The organism is Bradyrhizobium sp. ma5 (assembly GCF_042258955.1).
Lineage (GTDB): Bacteria > Pseudomonadota > Alphaproteobacteria > Rhizobiales > Xanthobacteraceae > Bradyrhizobium.
In genome coordinates, this window is sequence record NZ_CP170156.1 from 7,603,157 (window position 1) to 7,627,878 (window position 24,722).

The window sequence follows — 24,722 nt, forward strand, 5'->3', positions numbered from 1 at the left end:
TGAGGCGTTTTCTCCCAATGGCAATCCCCGTTGCCTTAGGGACAGGATGCGGCCGCGCCGCTTAACGGACTCTCACCCGCCTCGCGCCAATTCGAGCCGTGGTTTTGAATTGATGAAGATTCCCGAACCGGCCGTTTGCGCGTCGTTAAGCATGACGGTTGCGACGCCGCCGCGATGCGTGACACGCGCACACTGGCGAAAAACTGGCGAAAACACGTAACAGCTGTGGATAACACGATGACAGCGCGGTGACAGCACGCGGCAGCAGCCTCCGAATCTGCTGAGTTTGATACTGAGGATGTTGCGAGGCTGGCCCTCCGCCAAGCATGCCTCGGAGTCGCGTTCAATCCATTAAACCCTGAGAGGATACTATGGCTAAGAAAGCGAAGAAGGCGAAGAAGGCGAAGGCGAAAAAGGCCACCAAGAAGAAGGCCGCCAAGAAGTAACCAATTTTCTCGCCCGGGTAGCGGCTCCTGCCCTGCCCGGGCACCCGATCCGGACCACCACCCAAGGCAGGGACCCAAGGCAGCAGGCGCAAGGCCTGCTTTTTTATTGCCTGCTGCACGCCGCGAGCGAATACGAGCTCAGCGCTCTGCGAAGGCGAGCTTGGCGCCGAGCAGGGCAAAGCCCGCGGCAAAGCTGCGCCGCAGCCAGGCCATCACCTTCGGCCGGGTGATGACGCGGTCACGCACCGAGGCCGCGAACAGTCCGTAGATCGCAAACACCGCAAAGGTCATCGCCATGAACACGCCGCTCAGCTCGACCATCCGCGCCAGCGGATGGGGTTCGTCGACGGCGATGAACTGCGGCAGGAACGCCAGGAAGAAGATCGACAGCTTCGGGTTGAGGATGTTGATCAGGATCGCGGTCACGATCACCCGCCCGCTCGAGCGCGGCTTGATCTCGGTGTCGACGGCGAGCGCGCCGCGCTCGCGCAGCGCCTGCCAGGCCATATAGAGCAGATAGACCACGCCGCCCCATTTCAGCGCCGCGAACGCCATGGCGCTGGTGTGCAGGATGGCCGCAAGGCCGAGCATCGCCGCGATCATCTGCGGCACGATCCCGAGCGTGCAGCCGAACGCCGCCGCCACGCTCGCGCGCGAGCCGCGGGTCAGCGCCACCGCCAGGGTGTAGAGCACGCCGGTGCCGGGCGAGGCGACCACGATCAGGGTGGTCAGCAGGAAGGACCAGGTCATTTCAAATCCTTAAGGGGGAGCACGTCATGGGAGGCAGGTCATTGGGGGCACGTCATTCCAGATACTGCTTCAGATAGTCCAGCACGCGCGGAAAAGCATCCTTGCGCGCCTCGGGATCGGTGCCGATCACGGGAATGGCGCCGTCGTGCATTGGATATTGCGGCAGCTCGGTGCGCGGCAGGTTGGGCGCGTCGAAGGCGTGCACGGCGCCGGGATAGCTCTTCAGCTCGACCGGATTGCCGCGCGCCTTGGCCGCCGCGATGAAGGCGTCGCAAGGCTTGAACGGCGTCCAGACGTCGGCCTCGCCGATCAGCACCAGGAGCGGCACCCTGGTGGTCCAGCTGTTCGGCTCCACATTGGTGAACGGCCTCGACTGGTAGATTTCGGAGCAGGCGCCGGGATAGAGCGACACCGCGACGGCGAAATCCTGCGCCAGTGCGGCGGGCCGCCCGATGCTCTTGTCATTGATGGACAGCAGCGCCACGCCGCCGCCTTGCGACCAGCCCATCAGCGCAATCCGATCGGGCTTCACGAAGGGCTGCGCCTGCAAATATTGCAGCGCGCCGTAGGCATCCTTCGGCCGCTCGCGCCACATCCGGGGGCGGTCGGGACCGCTCGAGCAGGTCTGACCGAGCCCGCGCGGCGTCGCGCTGTCGACGATCAGTGTGACATAGCCCTGCACCGCCAACGCCCGCGCCCAGGCACGATAGAGCCCGAAGATGCGGCCCTTGTTGTCGTTGAGACCGGAGCAGCCGTGCATCAGCACCACCGCGGGCCGCGGCGCGTCACCCTCGCGACGGTCGAGATGACCGATCAGGTCGGTCGTACCGTCGAGCGAGGGGAAATTGACCAAGGTCTCCGCCGCGGCAGGCGCCGCGGCCGCAGCAGCCATTGCGGTCGCGAGCGTGAACCAGACCAGTCCGATGGCCGACCACGGGCGGGGCATAAGCCGGCAATATCACGTCCCTCCCCCAGGGCGGAAGCAGCCACCGGCCGCCCACCCTTCGGCCGCGCTGACAACTCCGTTACGAGGACCCTTGTTCTGTCAGGATCTGCGCGACCCGCCGCCCGATAGCTCCGACGCCTTCATCTCGGCGACCCGGATGACGTCCAGCGGCGCCCAGGGCTTGGACCAGAACAGGGCGCCGTCGGGCAGGCGCTGGCGCAGCGGCTTGCCCGAGGTCACGATCACATCGAGATCGGGGTTGTATTTCTTGGCGGCAAAGGCGAGCTCGATCCCGGTCATGCTCCCGGCCAACTCGACATCGGTCAGCATAAGCACGACAGTGTCGCCATTGCTCCGCAGCACCAGTTCTGCGGCCTCCGCGCTCTCGCAGGAGATGACCTCGAAGTCGCTCTCCTCCAGCAGCAATTCGATCATCTGGCGCTGCATGGGGTCGTCCTCGACAACCAGGGCCTTCGCACGACAGGGTCTCGATTGTCCCATGGCTGACCTCCCTTGGATTGAATGCCTCGGTTTCAGAGTGTGACGAGGGTCAAACACCTCGGCGCTGGATAGTTCGGTTCCAATCTGAGAAAAGTGGGGAAGCCCGCCGTGTTCCTCACGGCCCCCGCCACCCTTCGTTGAGATGGAGCTGACCCGTATGACCGCGATCTCTGGATCTGCCGCCGCCGTGACCGGAGCCGCCAGCGGCATCGGCCGCGCGCTCGCGCATGAACTGGCGCTGCGCGGCTGCGATCTAGCAATCGCCGACCGCGACGAGGCCGGCCTGCAGGCCACCGCCGCCGAGATCGCCAAGGCAAGCCCGCGCAAGGTCACCACGCATCGCCTCGATGTCAGCGAGCCCGGCCAGATCGCGGCATTTGCCGAGGCCGCCGGCGCCACCCATCCCGGGCTCAACATCGTCGTCAACAATGCCGGCGTGGCGCTGCTCGGCGAGTTCGGCGAGATCGAGCAGGCCCAGATGGAGTGGCTGTTCAATATCAACTTCTGGGGCGTGGTGCACGGCACCCGCGCTTTCCTGCCGCTGCTGTCGCGGCAGCGCGAGGCGCATATCGTCAACATCTCCTCGATCTTCGGCATCCTCGCCCCGCCTGGCCAGAGCGCCTATTGCGCAGCCAAGTTCGCGGTGCGCGGCTTCTCGGAAAGCCTGCGTCACGAGCTTGCGGTGGCGAACAGCCCGGTCAGGCTCTCCGTCGTGCATCCCGGCGGCGTCGCCACCAACATCGCGCGCAACTCGCGCTCTGGCACCGGCATCACCGACAATGCCCGCCGCGCCGAATCGATCGAGCGTTTCGACGCGCTAGCCAGGACCACGCCGACCGCAGCCGCACAGCGCATCATCGCTGGCATCGAGAAGAACCAGCCGCGCATCCTGATCGGCAAGGACGCCCGCTTCATGGACCTGCTGCAACGCTTCCGCCCGGGGACGTATTGGAAAGTGTTGCAACGGATGATGGAGAAGACCGCAGCGCGGCGGCTGGCGCGCGAGGTGGCGAGGGCCGGTTGAATGGGTGACGTTGCCAGGTGAGGCGCCGTCCCTGCGAACGTCATCAGACCCGTCATCCTGAGGTGCGAGTGGAGCGAGCCTCGAAGGATGCACGGCCCGACCGGTGGCCGTCGCCCCTTCGAGACGGCCGCTGCGCGGCCTCCCAGGGTGACGGGTGACACGGCCATTACAACTTCGTCATTGCGAGCAAAGCGAAGCAATCCATGCTTCAGTACCGGGGGCGCGATTGCGCCTGCAGCTAATCCGCCCCACGAAGCGCCCGGCAAAGCCTGATCACCCCAGCTGCTTCTTCACCCCGAGCGCCAGCCGAAACAGCGGATCGCTTCGCTCGGACGGATAGAGCGCGCTCTTCGTCACCTGCGGAAAATTGTCGTTCTTCCAGAACGACGCCGGCGCGAACGCGAATTTTGCGACCAGCCGCCGGCCGAAATCCATCTCGTACGGGAAATAGTTTTCCTTCTGCTCGGTGCCGGACATTTCAGGGTATTCGCCGAGCAGATAGCCCTCCTGGATGTGCGGCCGCACCGCCGCCGGCGGGCAGACGCTGGACAGTCGCACGATCTGCAGGCCGGCCTCGGCGCTCGCGGTGATCGCGCCGCTGAGGTTCGGCACGCCGAGCACATACAGAAAGGCGGTGCCGGTCTCCGCCAGCGATGCGAACGACGCCGCGATCCGGATCGAATGGGTGACGTCGAGCAACGGCGTGGTGCAGACCTCGTAATGCTGCAGGATCGACCAGCGCAGGATGCGATGCCGCTTCAGCCGCTCCAACCCGAGCAGCTTGGCTTTCGCGTAGTCCGCAATCAGGATCTGCTCGGCGCGGGCCAGCGCCGCGAACCGCGACGCTAGTGTCTCGCGGTCCGGATTGCCGCGGCCGGCGCGGAACAGCGTCGGCTTCAGCGACGAGTTGCGCTTGACGTTCCTGAAGTCGGCGCCCTGGCCGCGAAACAGCAGCACATGGTCGCGGTTGAGGAATTGCAGTTCGGCGATCTTGGTCGCGAGTTCGAGATAGGAGCCGACGCGATGCCCCGGCCCCTCCCGCACCGCCGAGTTCTTCGCGACCTGGCATCCGCGGCGGTCGAAGAACGACCAGATTTTTTGGCTGCCGATCGTTTCCATGGGGGCTCCGCACTCTCAACCCGTCATTCTCGATGCGCAATTGCGCATCTGAGGGGCTCGCGTAGCGAGAGCCCGGAATCCATTTCTCAACACGTTGTGCGGCCCGATGGATTCCGGGCTCGCGCCAAGAGGCGCGCCCCGGAATGACAGTGGTGGAGATGGCGGCCGCGCGCCTTGCTGGTCACCGCCCCACAAGCTGATCGGCAAAATACCCGATGGTCTTGCGATAGATCACCGCCCTGTTCCACTCGCGCATCGCCTCGAAATTGGCGCTGCCTTCGCCGTAGGGCGCGCCCATCTTGAAGCCGTTCGAGTGCAACAGATTCGCGGTCGAGGCCAGTACGTCGGGCACCGAGTGGCGCAAATCGACATGACCGTCACCGTCGAAATCGACGCCATACTTGATGTAGGACGACGGCAGGAACTGAGTCTGCCCGATCTCGCCGGCATAGGCGCCGATCATGTCATTCAGACGGAGGTCGCCGCGTTGCAGGATCTTGAGCGCGGCGAGCAGCTCGCCCTGGAATAAGTCGGTGCGGCGGCAGTCATGCGCCAGCGTGGCGAGCACCCGGAACACCGGCAGCTTGCCCATGTCGCCCTTGCCGAAATCCGTCTCCAGTCCCCAGATCGCGACCAGGATCTGGCGCGGCACGCCGTACTGCTGCTCGATCTTCGAGAGCAGCGCGGCGTGACGCTGCAACATGGCGCGGCCGCCATTGATGCGCCCGGAGCCGACGCGGGTTGCGACATACTGCTCAAAGGTCTTGTTGAAGGTGTAGCGCTGCCGCCGGTCGAAGGCGAGCACCCCGCCATCCTGCTGCACGCCGCCGAGCGCCTGCGAGATCACATCCTGCTGGATGCCGGCGCTGGCTGCCTCCTGCGAGAACGACTGGACGAAGGCCGGGAAACTGCCGCCGCAGCGGGCGGCATAGGAGGGGGTGGCAAGCAGCAAGGCGCCGAACACAACCGCCAAACGACACCTGAGCATGCAACAATCCCTTCCGCTTCGAATGGCCGATCATGCCACGGAGCAAACGAGGCAGTCAAAGCGTCGCCGCCGCCACCTGACCTCTCACGGGCTCGACGGCGCCTCGGGCTTGCCGGTGAACTTGGCGATCCAGGACATGTTCTCGGTCGCCAGGATGTTCTCGCATTCGTTGACGAAGTCCGACCATGACGGGCGCGGCCGATTGGTGCAATCCTCGAGCCGCCGCGCCGTGGCACGATAGGTGGTGACCAGGAAGTCGTAGCGCGAGGCTTCGACATGGGCGAGCACGGCACCGCCGAGCGTGGTCAGCACGGCCGTGAAGGCGACCACGTCGAACGGCAGGTCGCCGATCATCAGCTTGCCTTTCACTCCGGCAATCGCGGTGAGCAGGGTCGCGGTCGCGGCCAGCACCAGCTCGATGCGCCGCAGGCGCGATGCAATGGCCTGATAACGGGCCGCCCGCTTGGTGAACCAGCCGATATGGCCCTGCACGCGCTGCGTGACGTACTGCCGCTGTTGCAGGCCCTGGCGGGGCAGCGACCCCTGCCCCTTGGCCTGGACCAGCTGCGGCAGCAGGTCCTCGCCATCGGCCTCGATCTTTCGACCCTCGTCGTCGAGCAAGGCGTCCGCTTTGGCCGCGTCGTCATAGGGGGCAGCGCTCGCGGCAAAGCGATAGGCCTCCCGCTTGAGGCGCTCCGAGATCGCGCGCGTGCGCACCCAGGACGAGATGCGATCGGCGCCGAGCAGACGCTGGGTGAAGAAGGTCGCGAAGGCGAGGCTCACGGCGCCTGCGATCGCAACCGTGGTGCGCGGCGCCGTCGTGTTGTCCGGCAGCTGGCTCGCCACCGCGGCCAGCACCGCACCGAGCGACGACAGGGCGAACACCGACCAGCGCGCCCGGTCGATGGTCGATTTCAGCTGGTTTGCGGTCTCCGACCACTGCGCCTGGCGGTTTGCAATCGTTTCCAAAATGGCCATCGCAAATATCCTCGGGCAGCGCGCAAAATCATTTCAGGACAGCATCGGCTCCAGCGCGGCGAGCCCGTCCTGCAATCCGGGCAGTTCCTTGGCCGCCGGCAGGAGCAAATGCAGGCTGTCGACGAAGGTCTTGCGCTGCCAATCGACCGTGTCGGGATAGTTGAAGCCGGTCAGCGCGGTGGCCTTGAAGGCGGCGCCGTCGCCCTGGAACAGCTTGATCAGGGCAGCATCGAAGAAGCACCAGGGGCTATCGAACGGCGGGTCCGGCTTCGCCTGTCCCTCGCGAACGAACAACGCGCGGCCGAGCGCGAGCTTGTCGGCCGGCGTGAGCGCGAGTTGCCCCTTGACCTGCGGACGCAGCACCAGGGCGTTGAGCAGCGGGTACGGATGGTTGCCGGAGAGCTTCATCGACTGCTTGTAGGCGTCGAGCGACTCTTCAAATCGCTTCGCGCGCCTGAGAATGCCGCCAAGCGCGCCCCAGGCATCGAACCCTAGTTGATTGAGCTCGATCGCCTTGCGTACCGAGAGCTCGCCCGGCGCAGGCCTGGCGTCGAGCGGTTGCCCGGCGAGCTGCGCGGACTTGTTCTCCGCGATTCCTCGTTCGCGCCACGCCTCGCTGTAAAGGGCAGCAACCACCGTCGCGTCGGTAAACTGCTGCAGCGCCTGGCCCCAGATATCGTTCCTCTTGCACAGCAGGCCGAGCTTCATCTTCGGCAACGGATTATTTGGATCGGCGGCAACCGCCTGCCGATAGATGTCCATCGCACCGGGGAAATCCAGGTTGCGGATCGCATTCTCGGCCTGCGCCAGCAGGTCGTCGATCTGGCCGGACTCGCGCTGCGCATTGAGCGCGAGGCGAACCGGACTGTCCGGCCGGTTGCGGATCAGGGATTCCGTCAGCACCCCGGCGATGAGGGCGCGCGCCTTTTCCGCCTCGCCCGCCGGCTCATATTCGTACGGAAACAACTTGATCGAGCTGATGTCGAACGGCGGCGCGGTCTTCTCCTGCCGGAAGATCGCCGTACCCGCCTCGCGGGCACAATGCCGCACGCCGAGCTCATAGGCGACATTGAAGTTGAGGCCGCTGATGTCGGCGAGCGCGAAACGCGAATATTCGAGATACTGAAACATCTCGAACTTGATGTCGCCGGTGAAGAAATCCTGATCGGTGCGGTGCGCCTTGAGCTTGCCGCCCTCCGGCAGATCAACGCTGGAGATCGCGGGCAGGAATATGCCGGAATAGAGCGCGTCGAAATCGACGGTCTTGCCGCCGACCGGCTTCGATCCGAATGGCATGATCACAAAACAGATCTTGGAATAATCGATATCCATGCTCGTTTCCAAATATCGTCGAGCAATTCAAAGGATTATTCTCATCCAACAACAACCTTTGGTCAAGGCGACCGGGGCACGAAATCCCGGCGCGCGAAGACGCCGATCGACGGCCCGTGCCGGTCGAAACGGCCGCCGTGTATCGGAACAGCACAAAGGGAGCGCGGTGGAAGCTCAGTCCTTGAGCTGCCGTTCCAGATCGACGAAATCGATCTCGGCCCAGCGCTCGGAGATCTTGCCATCGTGAATCCGCCAGAACGTCATGCCGCGAAATTCGACGTGGCGGCCAGTGGGGGCGATACCGCGCCACGGGCTGCGGTGCCGGCCGCGCCAGACGAAGCGGCCGGCGACGATGTCGCGCTCGGCCACCAGGCATTCCGCCACCGCCGACAAATCGGCAAAGGTCTCGTGCATGGCCGCTGCATGCGCGATCACCTCCTCGGCGCTCATCCGCTTGCCGACGGCATGATCGAAGAAGTCAGACGCCAGCTGCGCGCGGATCGCATCGGGATCGAGCCGATTGGTCACGGCGTCGTAATGCGCGAGCACCAGCGCCTTGTTGGCGTCGAGGGTGGCGTTGGACATCGGCGGGGCGCCTTCGATCAAAGGAGAAGTTGCAGAAAAGGAAGGATGCGCCTCATACGCGAATCGGACGGGAAGGTGCAAGTGACGATGGTCAGAAAAAACCGCCGCTTTCGACCCGCGCGCGTTTCCATTCCGAAGCGAAAGGCGGTCGCCCGGAAAGTGTGCTTACCTGCGTGAGGGCTGCCGCTCCCGCAGCCCGCTCGATGCGCACGGCACAACCAGCGGGCATGCCGGCGGTAACATCATCCGATGGCTCGACCATGCCGGTGGCATGCAAGCGGCGGCGCACGGCATCCGGCGGCGCATGGCGCAGGAGCAATTCGGGGCGCGACGTATGAACGCCACAGGCATCGGCGGCGACCAAGAAGCACGAATTCGGCTGACCGGCTCCGCGCCACGCGCAACCGGCCGCCGTGTCTTGTTCGTGCAAAGGCGCGCCGCTAAAGCGTCGTCTGCCTGTTGCGACGAAGCCGTCATTTGCGGGGAACGCGTTTCGATGACGGACGATACGATAAGGATACGCCATCGATGACGATCACCGGGGGTCTCGCACGCGCGCGCAGCATAGCCGCATCGTTCAGTATCATCCTCATGTTCGGCGCTGTTCAGATCGGACCGATCGATACCGCCGCAGCGCAGAACGCCCCGGCCAAGCGCACGCCGGCGCAAGGCGCCGGCGGCACACAGGCGATCGGCGCGCAGATGAAGAACGCCATCGCGCTGACGCGCGGCGGCAAGATCGACGCCGGCTATGCACAGCTGCTTGGAGCACTGGATGCGGCTGACAAGCTCGACGACGCGCAATTCGTCATGGAGCAGTATTTCGAGGCGACCGCCGCGCTGCGCGCGGTCAAGCGCGACGACCTGGCCGAAAAACTGTTCGTCCGCGCGTTCAAGGGCAACGCGGCGGCGCAATCGCCGCCCGGCAATGCCGACGTGCTCCTGATGTACGCGATCCTCATATCCGACCACGCCAGGATCGCGGAAGCAGTCCCGCTCTACATAAAGGCGATCGCGGCCTTCAACGCCTATTGGGGCGAGGGCTCCGAGGAATCGCTGATCGCCAACGACAAGCTCGCGGTCGCGCTGTCGGCCAACGGCTCGGCGGCGTCGGCGACGAATTTGGGCCGGCACAATTTTGAGCTGTCCGAGAAAGCGCTGGGGCCCGACCATCGCACCACCTGGAAGCTCGCCAACAATTATGCCGACATGCTGCGCGAAATCGGCGCGCCGGCGAAGGCGCTCGAGCTCGATCTGTTCGCGATCGAGAAGCGCGCCAGGCATTATGGCGAGAACCATCTCAACACGCTGGTGACGGTCAACAACGCCGGACAGGATTTTCTCAATCTCGGCCGCTTCGACGATGCCCGCCGCTATTTCCGCCGGCATCGCGCGATCGCGACCGTGCTCGCGCCGAAGGATCCGAGCTTCGCCGGGCAGGCCGATGCCTGGCTGTTCTATACCGACATGCTCGCCACAGGCGATGCCGCGATGTCGCAAGCCGACCTGGAGCGGCTGGAGGCGATCGTCGCCAACGAGGCGAATTTCGGGGACTTCCTGCGCATCAGCGCAGCAGGGCTGGCGGCCGGCAAGCGCGAGCAGCGCGGCGAGCGAGATGCGGGCATGCGGCTGCGCGAGACCGCGCTTGCGATTTCGACCCGCGCTTTCACCGCGCAGCATCCGCTCAGCTTCGAGATCAAGCTCGGCATCGCGACAGCCGTGATCGCAACCGATCCGAACCGCGCCGCGCGCGCGTTCACCGCGCTCGACCGCGAGATGTTCGACTGGATGAAGCGCGAGGTCGGCACATCGGGCGATCGCGCCGTCGCCGAGGCGATCCGCGCCCATGCCGACCATCTGCTGTTCGCGTTCGGCCGCTTCGCCACCGGCGCCGGATCGTCGGTGGCGCAGCCGGCCTTTGCCGCCGCGGTGCTGCGCTGGAAGACGCTCGGCGGCGGCGATGCCACCGCGCTGCGCCAGCTCGAGACGCAGATGGCGGGCAAGGACGAGGAGACCGCGGCGCTGCTGCGTGCGGCGTTGCGGCTCAACGGCGAGAAGCAGGAGCTGTTCTCGTCGGGCAATATCGACGACTGGGCGAGGTCCGTGTGGCAGCGGCAGGACGCGGCCGAGAAGGCGCTCTCCAAGCGGCTCGACGCGATCGGCATGAAGCTGCCGCAGGATCCGATCCGTCCCGCGCAGCTGCTCGCGCCTGACGAAGCCGTCATCAACTACTTCATCACGCGGCAATGGAAGGCGGATCGGCAGTCGAAGGAGCCGCTGTCCGCGACCGTGCTCTACGCCATCGTCGAGACCGCAACGAGCGAACCCCGCGTGGTCGATCTCGGCGATCCCGGCCGCATGGTCGACACCGGCGTGCGGACCGAGATCGCGCGGCTGCGCACGATGCAGGCCGCCGCGCCGGATCCCGACGCCGAAGCACCCGACACCAGGGGGCTCGGCACCAAAGGCCGCTTCCAGAACCTCCGCGCCCGGCTGTTCGCGCCGCTGGAGCCTTTGCTGAAGGACAAGGCCACGCTCTATGTGGTGCCGGACGGCTTCCTGTTTGCCGTGCCGTTCGCGCTGCTGCCCGGCGCCGATGGCGGGCTGCTGGAGGACAAGTTCACGATCCGGATGCTGACCAGCCCCGACGGGCTGATCGCGATCCATGCGCGCGAAAAGCTCGACCGGACGGGCGCGATGCTGCTCGCCGGCGGCATCGAATACGGCCAGCCGGGGCCGATGCCCCTGCCCGGCACGAAGACCGAGATCGAGACGATCGCAAGACGCGCCCGCGCGCGCGGCGCGCCGGTCGAGGTGCTGACCGGACGCGGCGTCAGCGAAAGCGCGCTGCGCGAGGCGATCGGCAAGGCCCGCATCGCGCATCTGGCGACCCACGGCTTCTATCACGACAGCACGGCGTCCGGCCTCGATACGCTCTGGCAGAGCGGCATCGTGCTGTCGGGCGCCGGCGACAGCCGGTGGCCACTGCGTGACGAAAAGGACGGCTATCTCTATGCCTTCGAGGTGATGGACTGGGACCTGTCCGGCCTTGATCTGCTGGTGCTCTCGGCCTGCGAAACCGGCCGCGGCGACGAGAGCTTCGTCAGCGGCCTGCGCGGCCTGCCGACCGCGCTCGGCATCGCCGGCGCCCGCCGCGCGCTGCTGACGTTGTGGCCGGTCGCCGACGAGGGCACTGCGAACTTCACCGTGCGCTTCTACGAGCACCTGGCTGAGGGCCTGACCTATTCGGATGCGCTGCGCCAGACCCGGCGCGATGCACGCGACGGCAAGGTCGCCGGCGCCAAGGACGCGAGCGTGTGGGCGGCGTTCGTGCTGTTCGAGGGGTGAAGGCGCAGGCGTCATATGAACGGCGCAAGGGCCCTATGCCGCCGAATCGTGCAGGGCAGATCGGCACGCGCGGCAGGTAATTTGCTTTGACAGCAGCGGCCTGATCGGAGACAAGCCGCCCATGCCGAAAAAACCCGGGACCAATCCCAAAGGCGAATTCGCCTTCTTCAACGTCTTCTATGAAGACGGCTCGCAGCGTTCCAACCGCCGCGTGCCATCGGAGCTCTTGGGCGGGCTGGACGGCGACGAGCCGGTGCGCGCCTTCCTGCGCGAGCAGGATCGCGAGATCGCCGAAAAGGGCGGCCGCCCGCCGCTCGAGATCAAGACCATCGAGCGGGTTGGGACGAAGAAGAAGTAGCGGCGCGGGTCTCCGTCAGGCCGACCAACTCTGCAGTGCTGGGTTCCTCTTTCGTCATTCCGGGGCGCGCGAAGCGGGAGCCCGGAATCCATTTCACCACGAAATCTGCGGCCCGATGGATTCCGGGCTCGGCGCTGCGCGCCGCCCCGGAATGACGAGGATGTTGATGACCGGGCAAACAATAAACGGCGGGCCTCTGCCCGCCGTTTTTGTCTCGATGGATGCCCGGGTCAAGCCCGGGCATGACGACCCGAATTAGTTGTCCAGGAAGCTCCGCAGCTTTCGCGACCGTGACGGGTGCTTCAGCTTGCGCAGCGCCTTGGCTTCGATCTGGCGGATGCGCTCTCTCGTCACCGAGAACTGCTGGCCGACTTCTTCCAGCGTGTGGTCGGTGTTCATGCCGATGCCGAAGCGCATGCGCAGCACGCGCTCCTCGCGCGGGGTGAGCGAGGCCAGCACGCGCGTGGTGGTTTCGCGCAGGTTCGACTGGATCGCGGCGTCGATCGGCAGGATCGCGTTCTTGTCCTCGATGAAATCGCCGAGATGCGAATCCTCCTCGTCACCGACCGGGGTTTCGAGCGACAGCGGCTCCTTGGCGATCTTGAGGACCTTGCGAACCTTCTCCAAGGGCATGCCGAGCTTCTCGGCGAGCTCTTCCGGGGTCGGCTCGCGGCCGATCTCGTTCAGCATCTGGCGCGAGGTGCGGACGATCTTGTTGATCGTCTCGATCATGTGCACAGGGATGCGAATGGTGCGGGCCTGGTCGGCGATCGAGCGGGTGATCGCCTGCCGGATCCACCACGTGGCGTAGGTCGAGAACTTGTAGCCGCGGCGATATTCGAACTTATCGACCGCCTTCATCAGGCCGATATTGCCTTCCTGGATCAGGTCGAGGAATTGCAGGCCGCGGTTGGTGTACTTCTTGGCGATCGAGATCACGAGCCGGAGGTTGGCTTCCACCATCTCCTTCTTGGCCTGACGGGCCTCGCGCTCGCCCTTCTGCACGCCGTGTACGATCTTGCGGAATTCGCCGATCTCGAGCCCGGTGAGCGCCGCCAGCGACTGGATCTCGTGGCGCAGGTCCTTGATGCGGTCCTTCTCGTGATGGACGAAGTTCTTCCAGCCCTTGGCCGACAGCTTGGAGACGCGGTTGAGCCAGCGCGGATCGAGCTCCGAGCCCTGGTAGTTGCGCAGGAAATCCTCGCGCGCGACGCCGTGGCTGTCGCCGAGGCGCAGCAGGCGGCCCTCGAACGAGACCAGCTTCTTGTTGATGTCGTAGAGCTGCTCGACCAGTGAATCGATGCGGGCCTGGTTGAGGCGCAGCGACTTCACCTCGACGATGATCTCGTCCTTCAGCTTCTTGTACTTGCGCTCCTGCGAGGGCGACAGCGACTCGCTCTGCAGCTGGTTGGCGATGTCCTGCTCCTGCAGGCGGCGCAGCTTCTTGTACTCGGATGCGATCTTGTCGAAGGTCTCGACCACCTTCGGCTTCAGCTCGGCCTCGATGGCGGCGAGCGACATCTGGTTCTCGAACTCGTCGTCGTCCATGTCGGACTCGGCGGCGGCTTCGGCCGGATCCTTCTCCTCAACGCCGGCTTCGCCACCGGCGGGCGCGGCACGGAACGGGGTCGGCGACGGCGGCGCTGCCGGCGGCGCGACATGGGCCGGCGCGCCGGCCTGCACATCGCCGCCATTGCCTTCAGCGGCGGCGCCCTCGGCGCCGTTGTTGCCGATCAGGTTCGGATTGATGCCACCCTTCGACTCAGGGCCCGCATAGGTGGCTTCGAGATCGATGATGTCGCGAAGGAAGATCTTTCCTTCGTTGAGCTCGTCGCGCCAGATGATGATGGCCTGGAAGGTCAGCGGGCTTTCGCAGAGGCCCGCGATCATCGCCTCGCGGCCGGCCTCGATGCGTTTTGCAATGGCGATTTCGCCCTCGCGGGAGAGCAATTCCACCGTGCCCATCTCGCGCAGATACATGCGCACGGGATCGTCGGTGCGCTCGCCGGGCTCCGACTTCTTGACCTCGGTGACGGCCTTCTGCGTGACCTCGACGAGTTCGTTGTCGGTCTCGTCGTCGCCGTCGTCCTTCTCGTCCTCGCCTTCGCTGTCATCCGCCTCGGTGACGTTGATGCCCATGTCCGAGAGCATCGACATGATGTCTTCGATCTGTTCGGGCGAGGTCGTGTCGGAGGGCAGCACTTCGTTGAGCTGATCGAAGGTCACGAAGCCGCGCTTCTTGGCCTGCTTGATCATCTTCTTCACCGCGGCATCCGACAGGTCGAGCAACGGCGACGGCGCGTCAGCGGCATCCTTCTCAGGAGCATCCGCTGCCTTGTCGTCTTTTTCCTTGTCCTTAACCTGCAGCGTCTTTGCCTTGGTGGCCATTCACTAAGCTCCCGAAACGCGGTCATGCAAAATGGCGCCACGCACGCGCATCCGCACGAAATCTAGATTTACTCTCTCGACGCACAAAGGGCGGCGCAAAATCTCGCCACCCCTCTGATCCGTCTCGACGGTTTCCATCTTGAAATAGCCGCGAGGCTATTAAGTTTCGCTTAACCCTGTTTTTGCAGCCAAACCATGGATTTGGCGAGTCTTTTTGCGGGTTCGGCCAGCGCCGTCCGCAGCATTTTTATTATCAGACGTTACGCTGGAACCGGCCCGATAATTCGCCGAACCCTTCAATCAGGGCTTCGGTCCCATCGGCTTCTGCCATCCGGGCCTGGATATCCTGCAACCATGCCAGATTGGCCTCGCTGGAGTCTTCAGCCAAGGCGGCTTCCGCATCTTTTCTTTCCCTAAGTAAGGCGTGGGTTTTCTGATGCAAGGCAACGAGTTGACGCCAGGTCGATAAAACATCCTCGCGTGCCGCGCCGATCTGCGCGCCCCACACCGCCTGGGTCGTGATCACCCGCTCAACCCTTTGAAGTATCTGCGATAATCCGCCCGCTTCGAGGTCGGCGCGCATCTTCTCGGCCTGCTCCTCGACATCAGGAGAATGGTGATGGTCGTGGGCAAAGGCGGCGATAATCGCGGCCCGCAGCTTGTGGGCCTCGGGATGGGCAAGCTCCAGCGCCGCCACCTCCTCGAGATGGTCGTGCAGCAGCCAGGGGTGATTGATCAGCGATTGCAGGATCAGCGCCTCGCGGCTCGAGATCGCGCTGCGCTGACCGCGCATGATCGGGCTGTTGGCCAGTTGCTGGCTCGCGGGCTGATAGGGGCCCCGTGAAAACCCGGAGGTGGCGCCGCCCTTGGCGCCGAACCGGCCGCCCTGGCCCGGGCCGCGAGGGGCAAACTGGCGGGGTGATTCGCCGCCGCGTCCGCCTCCGAAATTGCCCCGGTTGCCGTAGCCGCCGCGGCCGTAACCGCCGCGTCCCCCCTCCGGGGCAAAATTGCGTTGCAGCCGCTCCTGCAAATCCTGCCGGTAATAGCGCCGCACCACCTCGTCGCGGATGCCATTGGTGAGCTCGCCGATCCGCGCCTCGAGTGCTGCGCGGCGCTCGGGGGTGTCGAAATTGCCGCCCTCGATCTCGCGCGACCAGACCATTTCGGCGAGCGGCCTCGCGGCGCCGATCACATCCTCGATCGCGCCGCGGCCGCCGGAGCGCGCGAGGTCGTCGGGGTCCTGCCCTTCCGGCAGCAGCGCGATACGCAAGCTCTTGCCGGGCTTGAGCTGCGGCAAGGCAAGGTCGGCGGCGCGATAGGCGGCCTTCTGGCCGGCGCGGTCACCGTCGAAGCAGAGGATCGGCTCGTCCACCATCTTCCAGAGCATCGCCAGCTGGCTCTCGGTCAGCGCGGTGCCGAGCGGCGCGACGGCGCCGGGAAAGCCGGAGGTGACCATCGCGATGACGTCGACATAGCCCTCGACGACGATCAGCTGCGCGCCGTCATGCGCGGCCTGCCGCGCGGTGAACAGATTGTAGAGATTGTCGCCCTTGTGAAACAGCGGGGTTTCCGGCGAGTTCAGGTACTTGGCCGGAACGTCCTTCTCCAGCGCCCGGCCGCCGAACGCGATGACGCGGCCGCGGCCATCCGTGATCGGGAACATGACGCGGTCGCGGAAGCGATCGAACGGAACCGGCTTGTCCTCGCCGGACACCAGAAGCCCCGCCTCCACCATGTCCTCGGTGGAGATGCCTTGCGCGCCCAGATGCTCCTTCAGCGCAAAACGGTCCGGCGGCGCATAGCCCATCCGGAACTGGAGCTGGGTCGCTGGCGAGATGCTGCGGTCGGCGAGATAGCCGCGCGCCTTGGCGCCGCCCCGCGAGGCCAGCGTGTCGGCGAAGAACTTCGTCGCCAGTTCCATCACGTCGTGCAGGGTGCGGCGATGCTGCTCGTGGCGCGCCGCATCGGGCGTCACGGCCGGCAGCGCGACACCCGCCATCGCGGCGAGACGCTCCACCGCCTCAGGGAACGTCACGCCCTCGGTCTTCATCAGGAAGTCGAAGATGTTGCCATTCAGCCCGGACGAGAAGTCGAACCAGGCCTGCTTCTGGTCGTTGACGAAGAACGACGGGGTCTTCTCCTGCTGGAACGGCGACAGCCCCTTCCACTCCCGCCCGGCCTTCTTGAGCTTGACGCGCCGGCCCACGACATCTGAGACCGGAAGCCGGGCACGCAGCTCATCGAGGAATTCGGGCGTGAAACGCATCAGGGTGATTCTGGCCTCGGGCGACGAATCGCGGACAACCGGTTAGCCATATAGCGGCAGGCTAAGACATGCCGAACAATGTGGGGCTTTTCCGGACTATTCACAGGCCAGCCCGTGCGGCTCCGTCGAGCGGGCTACCCCCGAATCCGCGGTGGAGAGCCTGCACGGCAAGCTTGCCCCCTCCCCGCTTCCGGGATTGGATAGCGCCATGTTCACGACATTCAGAGGCGGACAGAGCGGCGGCTGGCAGGTCACATCCATCACGCGGGTGAAGGGCGAGACGCTGCCGAAGGTCCCGGCGCTGTCGATCGTTGCGAGCGACTCGATCGCGCTGCCGCTGTTGCCGGCGCAGACCTCCTGGCGGCTCGCCGGCGTCGCCAGCTATTTGCGCTACACCGAGAAGGACGAGCGCGAGAAGCTTGCCGCCGTGCAGGCCGGGCTCGGCCGCAGCGAGGCCACGCACGCGGCGCTGATCCCGATCAGGAAATCCGCGGCGTGGTGGGAGCTGACGCAGCCGGAGCGCCGCGAGATCTTCGAGGACAAGTCGCACCACATCGCCGGCACCTTGAAATTCCTGCCCGCCATCGCCCGCCAGCTGTTTCACGCTCGCGACCTCGGCATGCCCTTCGACTTCCTGACCTGGTTCGAATTCGCCCCCGAGCACGATGGCCTGTTCGACGAACTGGTCGGCATCCTGCGCGCGACCGAGGAGTGGAGCTATGTCGAGCGCGAGGTCGACATTCGCGTCGAGCGGGAAATCTGAGAACTTGTGCCCCGGACGCTGCGCAGCACGCAGTGCGCGCGGGACACGAGCGCTAGTGCTCCAGAAACTTCCCTGACGCGATCCGCGGCAGCTCGGTGACAGGCCAGTTGTAGAGATAGGTCCACGCCTCGTTCACGCTGCCATCGGCGCGCGTGACCTTGAGCATCTCACGGACATATTCGGTCGGCGGCGGAAAGCCCTCGCCGCAGGCCTCATACATGTCGAATTCGCGCAGCATGGCTTCGCGCTCGCGGAGGCGAAACAATTCGCCGTGCACGATGTCGGCGGGATCGTCGGACGCCACCAGGCCCGGATAATGCTTCACCAGATAGAGCCGCCCGCGGCACTGCGCCGGCCCGAGGAACTCGGCATTGCCGGTAAGCAGCTTGGCCATCGGATGGTCGAAGCCGCGCATCAGCGTGCCGTAGACGAAGAGAAGGTCGGAAGTCATTGTTACTCGGTCATTCCGGGGCGCGTCGCAGACGCGAACCCGGAATGACAGAAAAACCCGGGGGACGCTAGGCCACCACCTCATCAGTCACCACGACGAACTTCGTCAGCGTCATACGGCCGAAGCTCGTGGTGAGCGCGACGTCGGCGGCGTCGCGGCCGGTCGCCATCAGGATGCGGCCGATCCGCGGCGTGTTGTGGCGGGCATCGAACGTGTACCATTGGCCCGACAGATAGACCTCGAACCAGCCTGAGAAATCCATCGGCGCGGGGTCCGGCGGAACGCCGATGTCGCCGAGATAGCCGGTGCAGTAGCGCGCCGGAATGCCCATGCAGCGGCAGAAGGTGAGCGCCAGATGCGCGAAGTCGCGGCAGACGCCGGCGCGGCCTTCATAGACGTCATGCGCCGACTTCATGTGATGGGCGTGCTCGTAGCCGAACGTCACGTGATGGTGCACGAAATCGGTGATCGCCTGCACCCGCGCCCAGCCCTGCGGCGTGTTGCCGAACAGCGACCAGGCGATGTCGGTCAGCTTGTCGGTCTCGCAATAGCGGCTCGGCATCAGATAGAGCAGCATGTCATCGGGCAATTGCTCGATCGCAACCTGCTGCGCCGCCGGATTGACGATGTCCGCCAGCCCGGAATCCCGCACCAGCGCGCTGCCGCGGAAGGTGACGCCACCGCCAGGGGCGACCAGTCGGCCGCAGACATTGCCGAAGCCGTCGCGATAGAGGCCGATCGGGACATCCGGCTCGGCCGCAATGCTCTCGGTGCCGACGATGTCGGCGAAGCGCGACGGATGGACCGACAGCATGATCACCATCGGGGTCGGCTGCGGAGCCGTGTAGGTGATCTCGAAGCCGACCTTGATCTGCATCGTCAGGCTGTCTCCCGCTCCGCCGCATTCTCGCCGACCGAGACGACCTTGATGTCGACGTCCAGGCCCAAGAAGGCATCCGCGGCGCCGAGATAGACGCCATGCAGCGGCACCGCCTGGCGCGGATCGCGCGCCACCGCGACGCGGATCAGGTCGCGCGTGCCGACGATGCCGTTGGTCGGATCGAACTCGATCCAGCCGGCGCTCGGCAGATAGACCTGCACCCAGGCGTGGGTCGAGCCGCCGCCGACATAGCCATGCGCGCTGCCGGCGGGCATTGCGAGATAGCCGGAGACGAAACGCGCGGCGATGCCGAGCCGGCGCAGCGCCTCGATCATGAACAGCGCATAGTCGCGGCAGGTGCCGGACTTCGTCCGCAGCGTATCAAGCGGATGCTGGGTGCCCTGCTCATAACGCTTGCGATAGCTGAACGCCTCGCGAATGCCATGCGTCATGTCGCTCAGGATCTTGAACGTCAGCGTCGGCGCCTCGACATCGAGGAAGCGCCGCGCCCAAGTCGACAGCTCGCCGTTCGGGTCGCCATATTGCGGCGTGATGAACTGCTGCAGATCGGGGAATTCCTCGTCATCGTAAAGGAACGGATAGAAGTAGGCGGCGTCATCCGGCGTCAGCGCGAACGTATCGGCCGGATTGTGCTCGACCGTCGCGGTCGAGACAAAGGACAGCGTGTCGGCGCGCTCGTCGAAGGTGGCGATCGCGACGCTGTTGCCGAACACGTCGTGGATCCAGCGCAGCGACATCGGCTGCGGGTCGATCACAAGTGCGCTGTCGAGCACGCGCAGATCGTGGCCGTCGCGGGGGCGCAGCATGATGCGGTGTTCGCCGAACGCCACCGGGCGCGCATAGCGATAAACGGTCTTGTGATGGATAGTCAGGAGCGGCATCTTCAAACAATCATCGTGATTTCGGACCGCTTAATCTATAGAGAAAGCTGCTCGATTCCAGACCAGCATGCCCCTTGAATAGGCAAAGTTGAGGAAAAGGCCCTTGAATTACGGCGGTGGCCCATCGTTCCTGCTCGCAAGCACCGACGTTTCACCGGTTCTTGAACATAATTCCGATGGCCGCTCGCCGTTCCTGTTCACCTGCGATCATTACGGCAGGCTGATTCCCTCTTCGCTCGGCGATCTCGGCCTGCCCGAAAGCGAGCTCGTCCGGCACATCGCCTGGGACATCGGCATCGCCGGCGTGGCAACTCAGCTCTCCGACCTGCTCGGCGCACACCTGATCGCGCAGCGCTACTCGCGGCTCGTGATCGACTGCAATCGTCCACCGCATGTCGCAAGCTCGGTTCCGCTGATCAGCGAAGCCACCACCGTTCCCGGCAATGAAGGCCTGTCGCGCGAAGCCGCCGAGATGCGCCGCGCGCAGATCTTCGATCCCTATCATCAGCGCATCGACGAGATCATCGACGCGCGCGCGCATCGGGGCATGCCGACGGTGCTGGTGTCACTGCACAGCTTCACGCCGGTCTATGCCGGCATCGCGCGTCCCTGGCACATCGGCACGCTGTACCACCGCGACAAGGCGCTGCCACCGCTGCTGCTGAAGCATCTGCGCAGCGAGGGCGATCTCGTGGTCGGCGACAACGAGCCCTATGCAGTCAGCGACGAGACCGACTACACGATCCCCGTGCATGGCGAGAAGCGCGGCCTGATGAATTCCGGCATCGAGATCCGCCAGGACCTGATCTCCGACCAGGCCGGAGAGACCGCATGGGCCGAGCGGCTGGCGCGCATCCTCGGCGAGATCGAAACGACGTTGCGTAAGGAAGCGCGGATCTAGGGCGTCGAACGGGGCCTGCGAGAGTGCGGCCTCTAGCCCGGAGGCAACTTGGCGTGCTTTAATCTGCCGGCTTGAACTTCCGAGTTAGGACAGTTCCGTGGCCCCCGAGCGAGTGGAAAGACGACTGGCAGCAGTGCTGGCGGCGGATGTCGCCGGCTACAGTCGCCTCATGGGAACGGACGAGGAAGGCACGCTCGCGCGACTCAAGGCAGCCAGAAAGGATCTCATTGATCCAACGATAGCCGCTCATCGTGGCCGCATCGTCAAGACAACCGGTGACGGCATGCTCGTCGAGTTCGGCAGTGTCGTCGATGCAGTGCGCAGCTCTGTGGAGGTTCAAGACAGGATGGCAGAGCTGAACGCCGCAGCACCGCAACAGCAGCGGATCGCGTTTCGCATCGGCATTCACGTCGGCGACATCATGATCGACAACGACGACATCTTCGGCGACGGCGTCAACATCGCCGCACGGCTGGAGAATATTGCCGACCCCGGCGGCATATGCCTGTCCGACGACGCCTACCGGCAAATCCGGGGCAAGGTCGATGCGGCCTTCGAAGACATCGGTCAGCAGAATCTGAAGAACATTGCTGAACCGGTACGCGTCTGGCGAATGAAAATCGGCGCCAAAGCTTCAACTGCGCATCTTGCAACTTTCACCGAACCACACCATGTCCGCCCGCTCTCGCGAAAGCCCTCCATCGCGGTGCTGCCGTTTCAGAATATGAGCGGCGATATCGAACAGGAGTATTTCGCAGACGGGATCGCCGAAGACGTCCTCACGACCCTGTCGAAGATTCAAGAGCTGATGGTGATAGCTCGCAATTCGAGCTTCGCGTTCAAGGGGCAGAAAAGGGACATTCGCGAGATCGGGCAGATTTTGGGCGCTCGCTATCTGCTGGAAGGGAGCGTTCGAAAGCTTGGCAATCGCATAAGGTTGACGGCGCAATTGATCGATAGTCGAGACGGTAGCCACCTTTGGGCGGATCGTTTTGATGGAGAACTCGATGACGTGTTCGACCTCCAAGACCGAATTACGCGCGAGATCGTCGAAGCGCTCGAGGTGCAGCTGACGGTCGGCGAACGCGCAAGGGTATGGCGAAAGCGCTCAGGCAGTCCGCTGGCATATGAATATGTTCTAAAGGGGCGCGCGCTCTACGTTAATTTTGCGAGACAGACTCATGCACAGGGACGGAAGCTTCTGGAAGAGGCGCTGGAGATCAATCCGGCCTTCATGCCGGCACTCTACCTCCTGGGTCTCACTCTAACCGACCAGGCCCGATTTGGTTGGGCCAAAGACGAGGATGAAACGTATCAAGCCGCGCTGGATTGCGCCGATCGGGCTCTCGCGGTTGACCCTGGTTTCGGCGAGGCATACTTGGTCATTGGCTATGTCCGCACCTTTCAGCGTCGCCATGATGAGGCTGTGACAGCAGGAGAAGCGGCAATCAGCCTCGTGCCCAGCAGTTCTGACGCCCATCACATGGCGGGCATGTATCATGGTTACGCCGGCAATTTCAGAAAAGCCGTCCTTTACGAGGAACACGCCCAACGGCTCAGTCCCATTGAACGCAACGAATCCATGGTCGACGAAGCGCGCGCAAGATTTCATCTCGGAGACTTCGCGACGGCGCACGACATTGCTTCCCGCGTACTGAAGCAGCGGCCGCTTTGGCTGACCGCGCAGTCGACACTCATCGCGGCACTTTGGAATCTCGGCCGGCAAGATGAAGCACGTGCTATTTCAACCGACTTGCTGGCGGGCCACCCCAACTTCAGCTTGGCCCGCTGGGCCAGTCTGCTTCCGTATCGCCGGCAAGGCGACCTGGACGCATTGGTCAACCCGTTACGCATGGCAGGGCTCCCGGAGTGAGGACCCGTCCTCTCGCAATGTCGTCGAAATGTTGACCCCCGGTTCCCGCCCATAGCGGAAACGGCGGGACATCACGACGTCGCCGCGGCCATCACGTTCTTGGGTCCACGACCTGATTGTCCACCTAGACCGGCGCCTTGGGATGCCGGGGACGAAGCCGCCGCTTCTTCAGAGGACGCGCGACAGACGCCTTGCCTTTCCCGGGCGGTCCCGGCGCGACCCTCGATTTGCGAACGACCTCGATCGCCGTCGCCGAGCCGACGCAGCCGTGGCAGATGATCTGCGGTGCTCGCACCGGCGCGATGCCGCACGCCAGGCACTTGCGTGGCGGCGATGGCCTGCTCGATTTCTTGTTCGACTTCCCGCGCATCTCCGCGGTTGAGACACCGCAGGGATGCGCATATTCCGATCAATTCGACCGGCGCCGCCAGATGAACAGCAGATAGAGCAGCACAGGAAGGCCGAGCGCCACCCAGGAGACGGCATCCCACCAGCCGTCGCCGACCAGCGCGCTGATCAATCCCACCGTGCTCACGATCGCAATGACGAGCGGAGCGGCGAAGATCTGGGCCAATGAACGATGTACGACCATGCTGATGTCACGACGTGAGCGCGGGGTTGTCGATGGAGGCGGCGTTGGCGATGGCGCGTTCCACGCTCACGCCCGCCTTGCGCCGGCGCATCCACAGATACACGCCGGTGACGAGGATGAAGATGGTGAGGATGTCGAGCAGCGCCCAGACGATCTTGAGCGGCATGCCGCCGTAGTCGCCGAAATGCAGCGGCTGCGAAACGTACAGCGTCGACACATACCAGGGCATGTCGCGACTGTCGGTCAGCGTGCCGGTTTCCGCATCGATCAGCGCGGGCTTCAAGAGCCGCGAGGTCAGCGGCGTATCGCCGTGCAGGAAGACCGCGTAGTGGCTCTTGCTGCTGAACAGGGTTCCCGGGAACGCGACGAAGCTCGGCGTCATGCCGGGCACCGCATGCCTCGCAACCTCGACGGCCCCGTTCAGCGAGGTCAGCTTCGTCGGCACCGGCCGGTCCTTGTACTGCGCGGTCATCTCGGCAAGCTGGCCGAATTGCCACATCTTGAGCACGAGGTCGGCCCAGGTGTTGATGACCCCGGTGAAGCCAACGACGAGCGTCCAGGCCACCAGCAGGATGCCGGCGAGATTGTGGACGTCGAGCCAGCGCACGACGCGCCTCCGCTGCGCGCGGTAGGCGCCGAAGTGCAGCTTTCGCATCGACGGCGCGTAGACCACGATGCCGGAAATGATCGCGACGCAGAACAGGATCCCCATCAATCCAAGGAACAGCTTGCCGGGCAGGCCCGCGAACATATCGGTGTGCAGCTTCAGCATGATGTAGGTGAAGCGGCCGGTCACGTCAGGGGAATCGAGATAGGCGCCGGTATGCGTATCCATCCGGACCAGGAGGTTGTTGGTCGGATCGGCGTCGATCGTCGGGCCAACGCTGACCCAGATCGCGCCGGGCTCGTCACGATCCCAGATCAGGAAATGGGGCACCTTGCCCGGCGCCTGCGTGAGCGCGTTGGCGAGCAGATGATCGAGATTGGCCGGCGGCGTGCCGGCGGGCGCCTCGGCCGGCTTGACCTGGCTGTGCAGGAGATCGTCGATCTCGTCGTGGAAGATCAGCGGCAGGCCGGTGATGCACAATAGCAGCATGAACAAGGTGCAGATCAGGCTGGTCCATTTGTGGACGGCGCCCCACCGCCGCAGGGATTTGGTCGTCGCAGTCAACTTCGCTACCTAATTTCGGGAGTCTCCATTCTTGCCGTCACTAACACGATGAAGGATGCACGCCGTCGCGCGGCGATTAGAACCGATCCAGTGTTGGACTTATCGTTGATCGTGTTGCGCTCTCGCAACGAGCGCGTCCGGCAACTGCGACGATGCGTCC

22 protein-coding genes are annotated in these 24,722 nt (G+C 64.7%); 6 read left to right on the top strand and 16 right to left on the bottom strand.

The genetic code is table 11. From position 1 onward, the window contains the following. Window positions 1-584: 584 nt before the first annotated feature. From ACE103_RS35800 to ACE103_RS35810, 3 genes are all read right to left on the bottom strand, one after another. The gene (locus tag ACE103_RS35800; protein ID WP_375776856.1) at window positions 585-1,196 is read right to left on the bottom strand and encodes a LysE family translocator; all 612 of its coding nucleotides are present in this window, start codon (window positions 1,194-1,196) and stop codon (window positions 585-587) included. A 52-nt stretch (window positions 1,197-1,248) separates the two neighbouring features. Then, window positions 1,249-2,142 (bottom strand): dienelactone hydrolase family protein, encoded by an 894-nt coding sequence (locus ACE103_RS35805; protein ID WP_375776857.1) that lies wholly within the window; start codon window positions 2,140-2,142, stop codon window positions 1,249-1,251. Window positions 2,143-2,241: 99 nt separating this feature from the next. Continuing rightward, window positions 2,242-2,643 carry a response regulator gene (locus ACE103_RS35810; RefSeq protein ID WP_223977186.1) on the bottom strand — a complete coding sequence of 134 codons (402 nt, stop codon included), beginning with the start codon at window positions 2,641-2,643 and terminating at the stop codon, window positions 2,242-2,244. A gap of 157 nt (window positions 2,644-2,800) precedes the next feature. Between ACE103_RS35810 and ACE103_RS35815 the strand changes: the two genes are divergently transcribed. After that, a complete protein-coding gene (locus ACE103_RS35815) occupies window positions 2,801-3,667 on the top strand; it encodes an SDR family NAD(P)-dependent oxidoreductase (RefSeq protein WP_375776858.1) in 867 nt (288 codons plus the stop codon). A gap of 273 nt (window positions 3,668-3,940) precedes the next feature. Here ACE103_RS35815 and ACE103_RS35820 read toward each other — a convergent pair whose 3' ends face one another. The 6 genes from ACE103_RS35820 to ACE103_RS35845 form a co-directional block, all read right to left on the bottom strand. Continuing rightward, entirely contained in the window at window positions 3,941-4,786 is an 846-nt protein-coding gene (locus ACE103_RS35820) for an FRG domain-containing protein (protein ID WP_375776859.1), read from the bottom strand. Window positions 4,787-4,967: 181 nt separating this feature from the next. After that, the gene (locus tag ACE103_RS35825; protein ID WP_223977179.1) at window positions 4,968-5,774 is read right to left on the bottom strand and encodes a lytic transglycosylase domain-containing protein; all 807 of its coding nucleotides are present in this window, start codon (window positions 5,772-5,774) and stop codon (window positions 4,968-4,970) included. A gap of 84 nt (window positions 5,775-5,858) precedes the next feature. Further along, window positions 5,859-6,752, bottom strand: coding sequence for a DUF4231 domain-containing protein (locus ACE103_RS35830; RefSeq protein ID WP_375776860.1), 894 nt, complete (start codon window positions 6,750-6,752; stop codon window positions 5,859-5,861). Between the two features lie 33 nt (window positions 6,753-6,785). Beyond that, window positions 6,786-8,084, bottom strand: a complete 1,299-nt coding sequence (locus tag ACE103_RS35835; protein ID WP_375776861.1) for a hypothetical protein — start codon at window positions 8,082-8,084, stop codon at window positions 6,786-6,788. 174 nt (window positions 8,085-8,258) lie between these two features. Further along, complete coding sequence (locus ACE103_RS35840) at window positions 8,259-8,669, bottom strand: ester cyclase (protein ID WP_375776862.1); 411 nt, start codon at window positions 8,667-8,669, stop codon at window positions 8,259-8,261. A gap of 91 nt (window positions 8,670-8,760) precedes the next feature. Beyond that, window positions 8,761-9,195, bottom strand: coding sequence for a hypothetical protein (locus ACE103_RS35845; RefSeq protein WP_375776863.1), 435 nt, complete (start codon window positions 9,193-9,195; stop codon window positions 8,761-8,763). Window positions 9,196-9,197: 2 nt separating this feature from the next. Between ACE103_RS35845 and ACE103_RS35850 the strand changes: the two genes are divergently transcribed. Further along, window positions 9,198-12,017: a CHAT domain-containing protein gene (locus tag ACE103_RS35850; RefSeq protein WP_375776864.1), complete on the top strand. Its 2,820-nt coding sequence runs from the start codon at window positions 9,198-9,200 to the stop codon at window positions 12,015-12,017. A gap of 121 nt (window positions 12,018-12,138) precedes the next feature. Then, window positions 12,139-12,375: a hypothetical protein gene (locus tag ACE103_RS35855; protein ID WP_223977171.1), complete on the top strand. Its 237-nt coding sequence runs from the start codon at window positions 12,139-12,141 to the stop codon at window positions 12,373-12,375. A gap of 255 nt (window positions 12,376-12,630) precedes the next feature. Here ACE103_RS35855 and rpoD read toward each other — a convergent pair whose 3' ends face one another. Then, window positions 12,631-14,763 (bottom strand): RNA polymerase sigma factor RpoD, encoded by a 2,133-nt coding sequence (gene rpoD / locus ACE103_RS35860; RefSeq protein ID WP_223977169.1) that lies wholly within the window; start codon window positions 14,761-14,763, stop codon window positions 12,631-12,633. 253 nt (window positions 14,764-15,016) lie between these two features. After that, window positions 15,017-17,029, bottom strand: coding sequence for a DNA primase (gene dnaG / locus ACE103_RS35865; RefSeq protein ID WP_375776865.1), 2,013 nt, complete (start codon window positions 17,027-17,029; stop codon window positions 15,017-15,019). A 208-nt stretch (window positions 17,030-17,237) separates the two neighbouring features. Between dnaG and ACE103_RS35870 the strand changes: the two genes are divergently transcribed. Continuing rightward, window positions 17,238-17,792: a chlorite dismutase family protein gene (locus tag ACE103_RS35870; RefSeq protein ID WP_375776866.1), complete on the top strand. Its 555-nt coding sequence runs from the start codon at window positions 17,238-17,240 to the stop codon at window positions 17,790-17,792. 52 nt (window positions 17,793-17,844) lie between these two features. Here the strand turns inward: ACE103_RS35870 and ACE103_RS35875 are convergent, their stop codons facing one another. The 3 genes from ACE103_RS35875 to ACE103_RS35885 form a co-directional block, all read right to left on the bottom strand. Continuing rightward, window positions 17,845-18,243: a gamma-glutamylcyclotransferase gene (locus ACE103_RS35875; RefSeq protein WP_375776867.1), complete on the bottom strand. Its 399-nt coding sequence runs from the start codon at window positions 18,241-18,243 to the stop codon at window positions 17,845-17,847. 67 nt (window positions 18,244-18,310) lie between these two features. Next, window positions 18,311-19,120, bottom strand: a complete 810-nt coding sequence (locus ACE103_RS35880) for a transglutaminase family protein (protein WP_375776868.1) — start codon at window positions 19,118-19,120, stop codon at window positions 18,311-18,313. 2 nt (window positions 19,121-19,122) lie between these two features. Then, complete coding sequence (locus ACE103_RS35885) at window positions 19,123-20,025, bottom strand: transglutaminase N-terminal domain-containing protein (RefSeq protein ID WP_375776869.1); 903 nt, start codon at window positions 20,023-20,025, stop codon at window positions 19,123-19,125. A gap of 103 nt (window positions 20,026-20,128) precedes the next feature. On the opposite strand from ACE103_RS35885, the gene ACE103_RS35890 reads away from it, so the two are divergent. Next, window positions 20,129-20,926 carry an N-formylglutamate amidohydrolase gene (locus ACE103_RS35890; RefSeq protein WP_375776870.1) on the top strand — a complete coding sequence of 266 codons (798 nt, stop codon included), beginning with the start codon at window positions 20,129-20,131 and terminating at the stop codon, window positions 20,924-20,926. Window positions 20,927-21,023: 97 nt separating this feature from the next. After that, entirely contained in the window at window positions 21,024-22,799 is a 1,776-nt protein-coding gene (locus ACE103_RS35895) for an adenylate/guanylate cyclase domain-containing protein (RefSeq protein WP_375776871.1), read from the top strand. A 409-nt stretch (window positions 22,800-23,208) separates the two neighbouring features. Here the strand turns inward: ACE103_RS35895 and ACE103_RS35900 are convergent, their stop codons facing one another. Continuing rightward, window positions 23,209-23,391: a hypothetical protein gene (locus ACE103_RS35900; protein ID WP_375776872.1), complete on the bottom strand. Its 183-nt coding sequence runs from the start codon at window positions 23,389-23,391 to the stop codon at window positions 23,209-23,211. A gap of 7 nt (window positions 23,392-23,398) precedes the next feature. After that, complete coding sequence (locus ACE103_RS35905; RefSeq protein WP_375781255.1) at window positions 23,399-24,487, bottom strand: PepSY-associated TM helix domain-containing protein; 1,089 nt, start codon at window positions 24,485-24,487, stop codon at window positions 23,399-23,401. Window positions 24,488-24,722: the final 235 nt, after the last annotated feature.

Excerpts from the sequence above, each read along its gene's own strand:
- ACE103_RS35840 (WP_375776862.1), bottom strand. The coding sequence starts at position 8,669 with ATGTCCAACGCCACCCTCGACGCCAACAAGGCGCTGGTGCTCGCGCAT.
- ACE103_RS35830 (WP_375776860.1), bottom strand. The coding sequence starts at position 6,752 with ATGGCCATTTTGGAAACGATTGCAAACCGCCAGGCGCAGTGGTCGGAG.
- ACE103_RS35905 (WP_375781255.1), bottom strand. The coding sequence starts at position 24,487 with ATGCTGCTATTGTGCATCACCGGCCTGCCGCTGATCTTCCACGACGAG.
- rpoD (WP_223977169.1), bottom strand. The coding sequence starts at position 14,763 with ATGGCCACCAAGGCAAAGACGCTGCAGGTTAAGGACAAGGAAAAAGAC.
- ACE103_RS35845 (WP_375776863.1), bottom strand. The coding sequence starts at position 9,195 with ATGGCGTATCCTTATCGTATCGTCCGTCATCGAAACGCGTTCCCCGCA.
- ACE103_RS35825 (WP_223977179.1), bottom strand. The coding sequence starts at position 5,774 with ATGCTCAGGTGTCGTTTGGCGGTTGTGTTCGGCGCCTTGCTGCTTGCC.
- ACE103_RS35850 (WP_375776864.1), top strand. The coding sequence starts at position 9,198 with ATGACGATCACCGGGGGTCTCGCACGCGCGCGCAGCATAGCCGCATCG.
- ACE103_RS35820 (WP_375776859.1), bottom strand. The coding sequence starts at position 4,786 with ATGGAAACGATCGGCAGCCAAAAAATCTGGTCGTTCTTCGACCGCCGC.
- ACE103_RS35870 (WP_375776866.1), top strand. The coding sequence starts at position 17,238 with ATGTTCACGACATTCAGAGGCGGACAGAGCGGCGGCTGGCAGGTCACA.
- dnaG (WP_375776865.1), bottom strand. The coding sequence starts at position 17,029 with ATGCGTTTCACGCCCGAATTCCTCGATGAGCTGCGTGCCCGGCTTCCG.
- ACE103_RS35810 (WP_223977186.1), bottom strand. The coding sequence starts at position 2,643 with ATGGGACAATCGAGACCCTGTCGTGCGAAGGCCCTGGTTGTCGAGGAC.
- ACE103_RS35855 (WP_223977171.1), top strand. The coding sequence starts at position 12,139 with ATGCCGAAAAAACCCGGGACCAATCCCAAAGGCGAATTCGCCTTCTTC.
- ACE103_RS35805 (WP_375776857.1), bottom strand. The coding sequence starts at position 2,142 with ATGCCCCGCCCGTGGTCGGCCATCGGACTGGTCTGGTTCACGCTCGCG.
- ACE103_RS35815 (WP_375776858.1), top strand. The coding sequence starts at position 2,801 with ATGACCGCGATCTCTGGATCTGCCGCCGCCGTGACCGGAGCCGCCAGC.
- ACE103_RS35875 (WP_375776867.1), bottom strand. The coding sequence starts at position 18,243 with ATGACTTCCGACCTTCTCTTCGTCTACGGCACGCTGATGCGCGGCTTC.
- ACE103_RS35880 (WP_375776868.1), bottom strand. The coding sequence starts at position 19,120 with ATGCAGATCAAGGTCGGCTTCGAGATCACCTACACGGCTCCGCAGCCG.
- ACE103_RS35900 (WP_375776872.1), bottom strand. The coding sequence starts at position 23,391 with ATGGTCGTACATCGTTCATTGGCCCAGATCTTCGCCGCTCCGCTCGTC.
- ACE103_RS35885 (WP_375776869.1), bottom strand. The coding sequence starts at position 20,025 with ATGCCGCTCCTGACTATCCATCACAAGACCGTTTATCGCTATGCGCGC.
- ACE103_RS35800 (WP_375776856.1), bottom strand. The coding sequence starts at position 1,196 with ATGACCTGGTCCTTCCTGCTGACCACCCTGATCGTGGTCGCCTCGCCC.
- ACE103_RS35835 (WP_375776861.1), bottom strand. The coding sequence starts at position 8,084 with ATGGATATCGATTATTCCAAGATCTGTTTTGTGATCATGCCATTCGGA.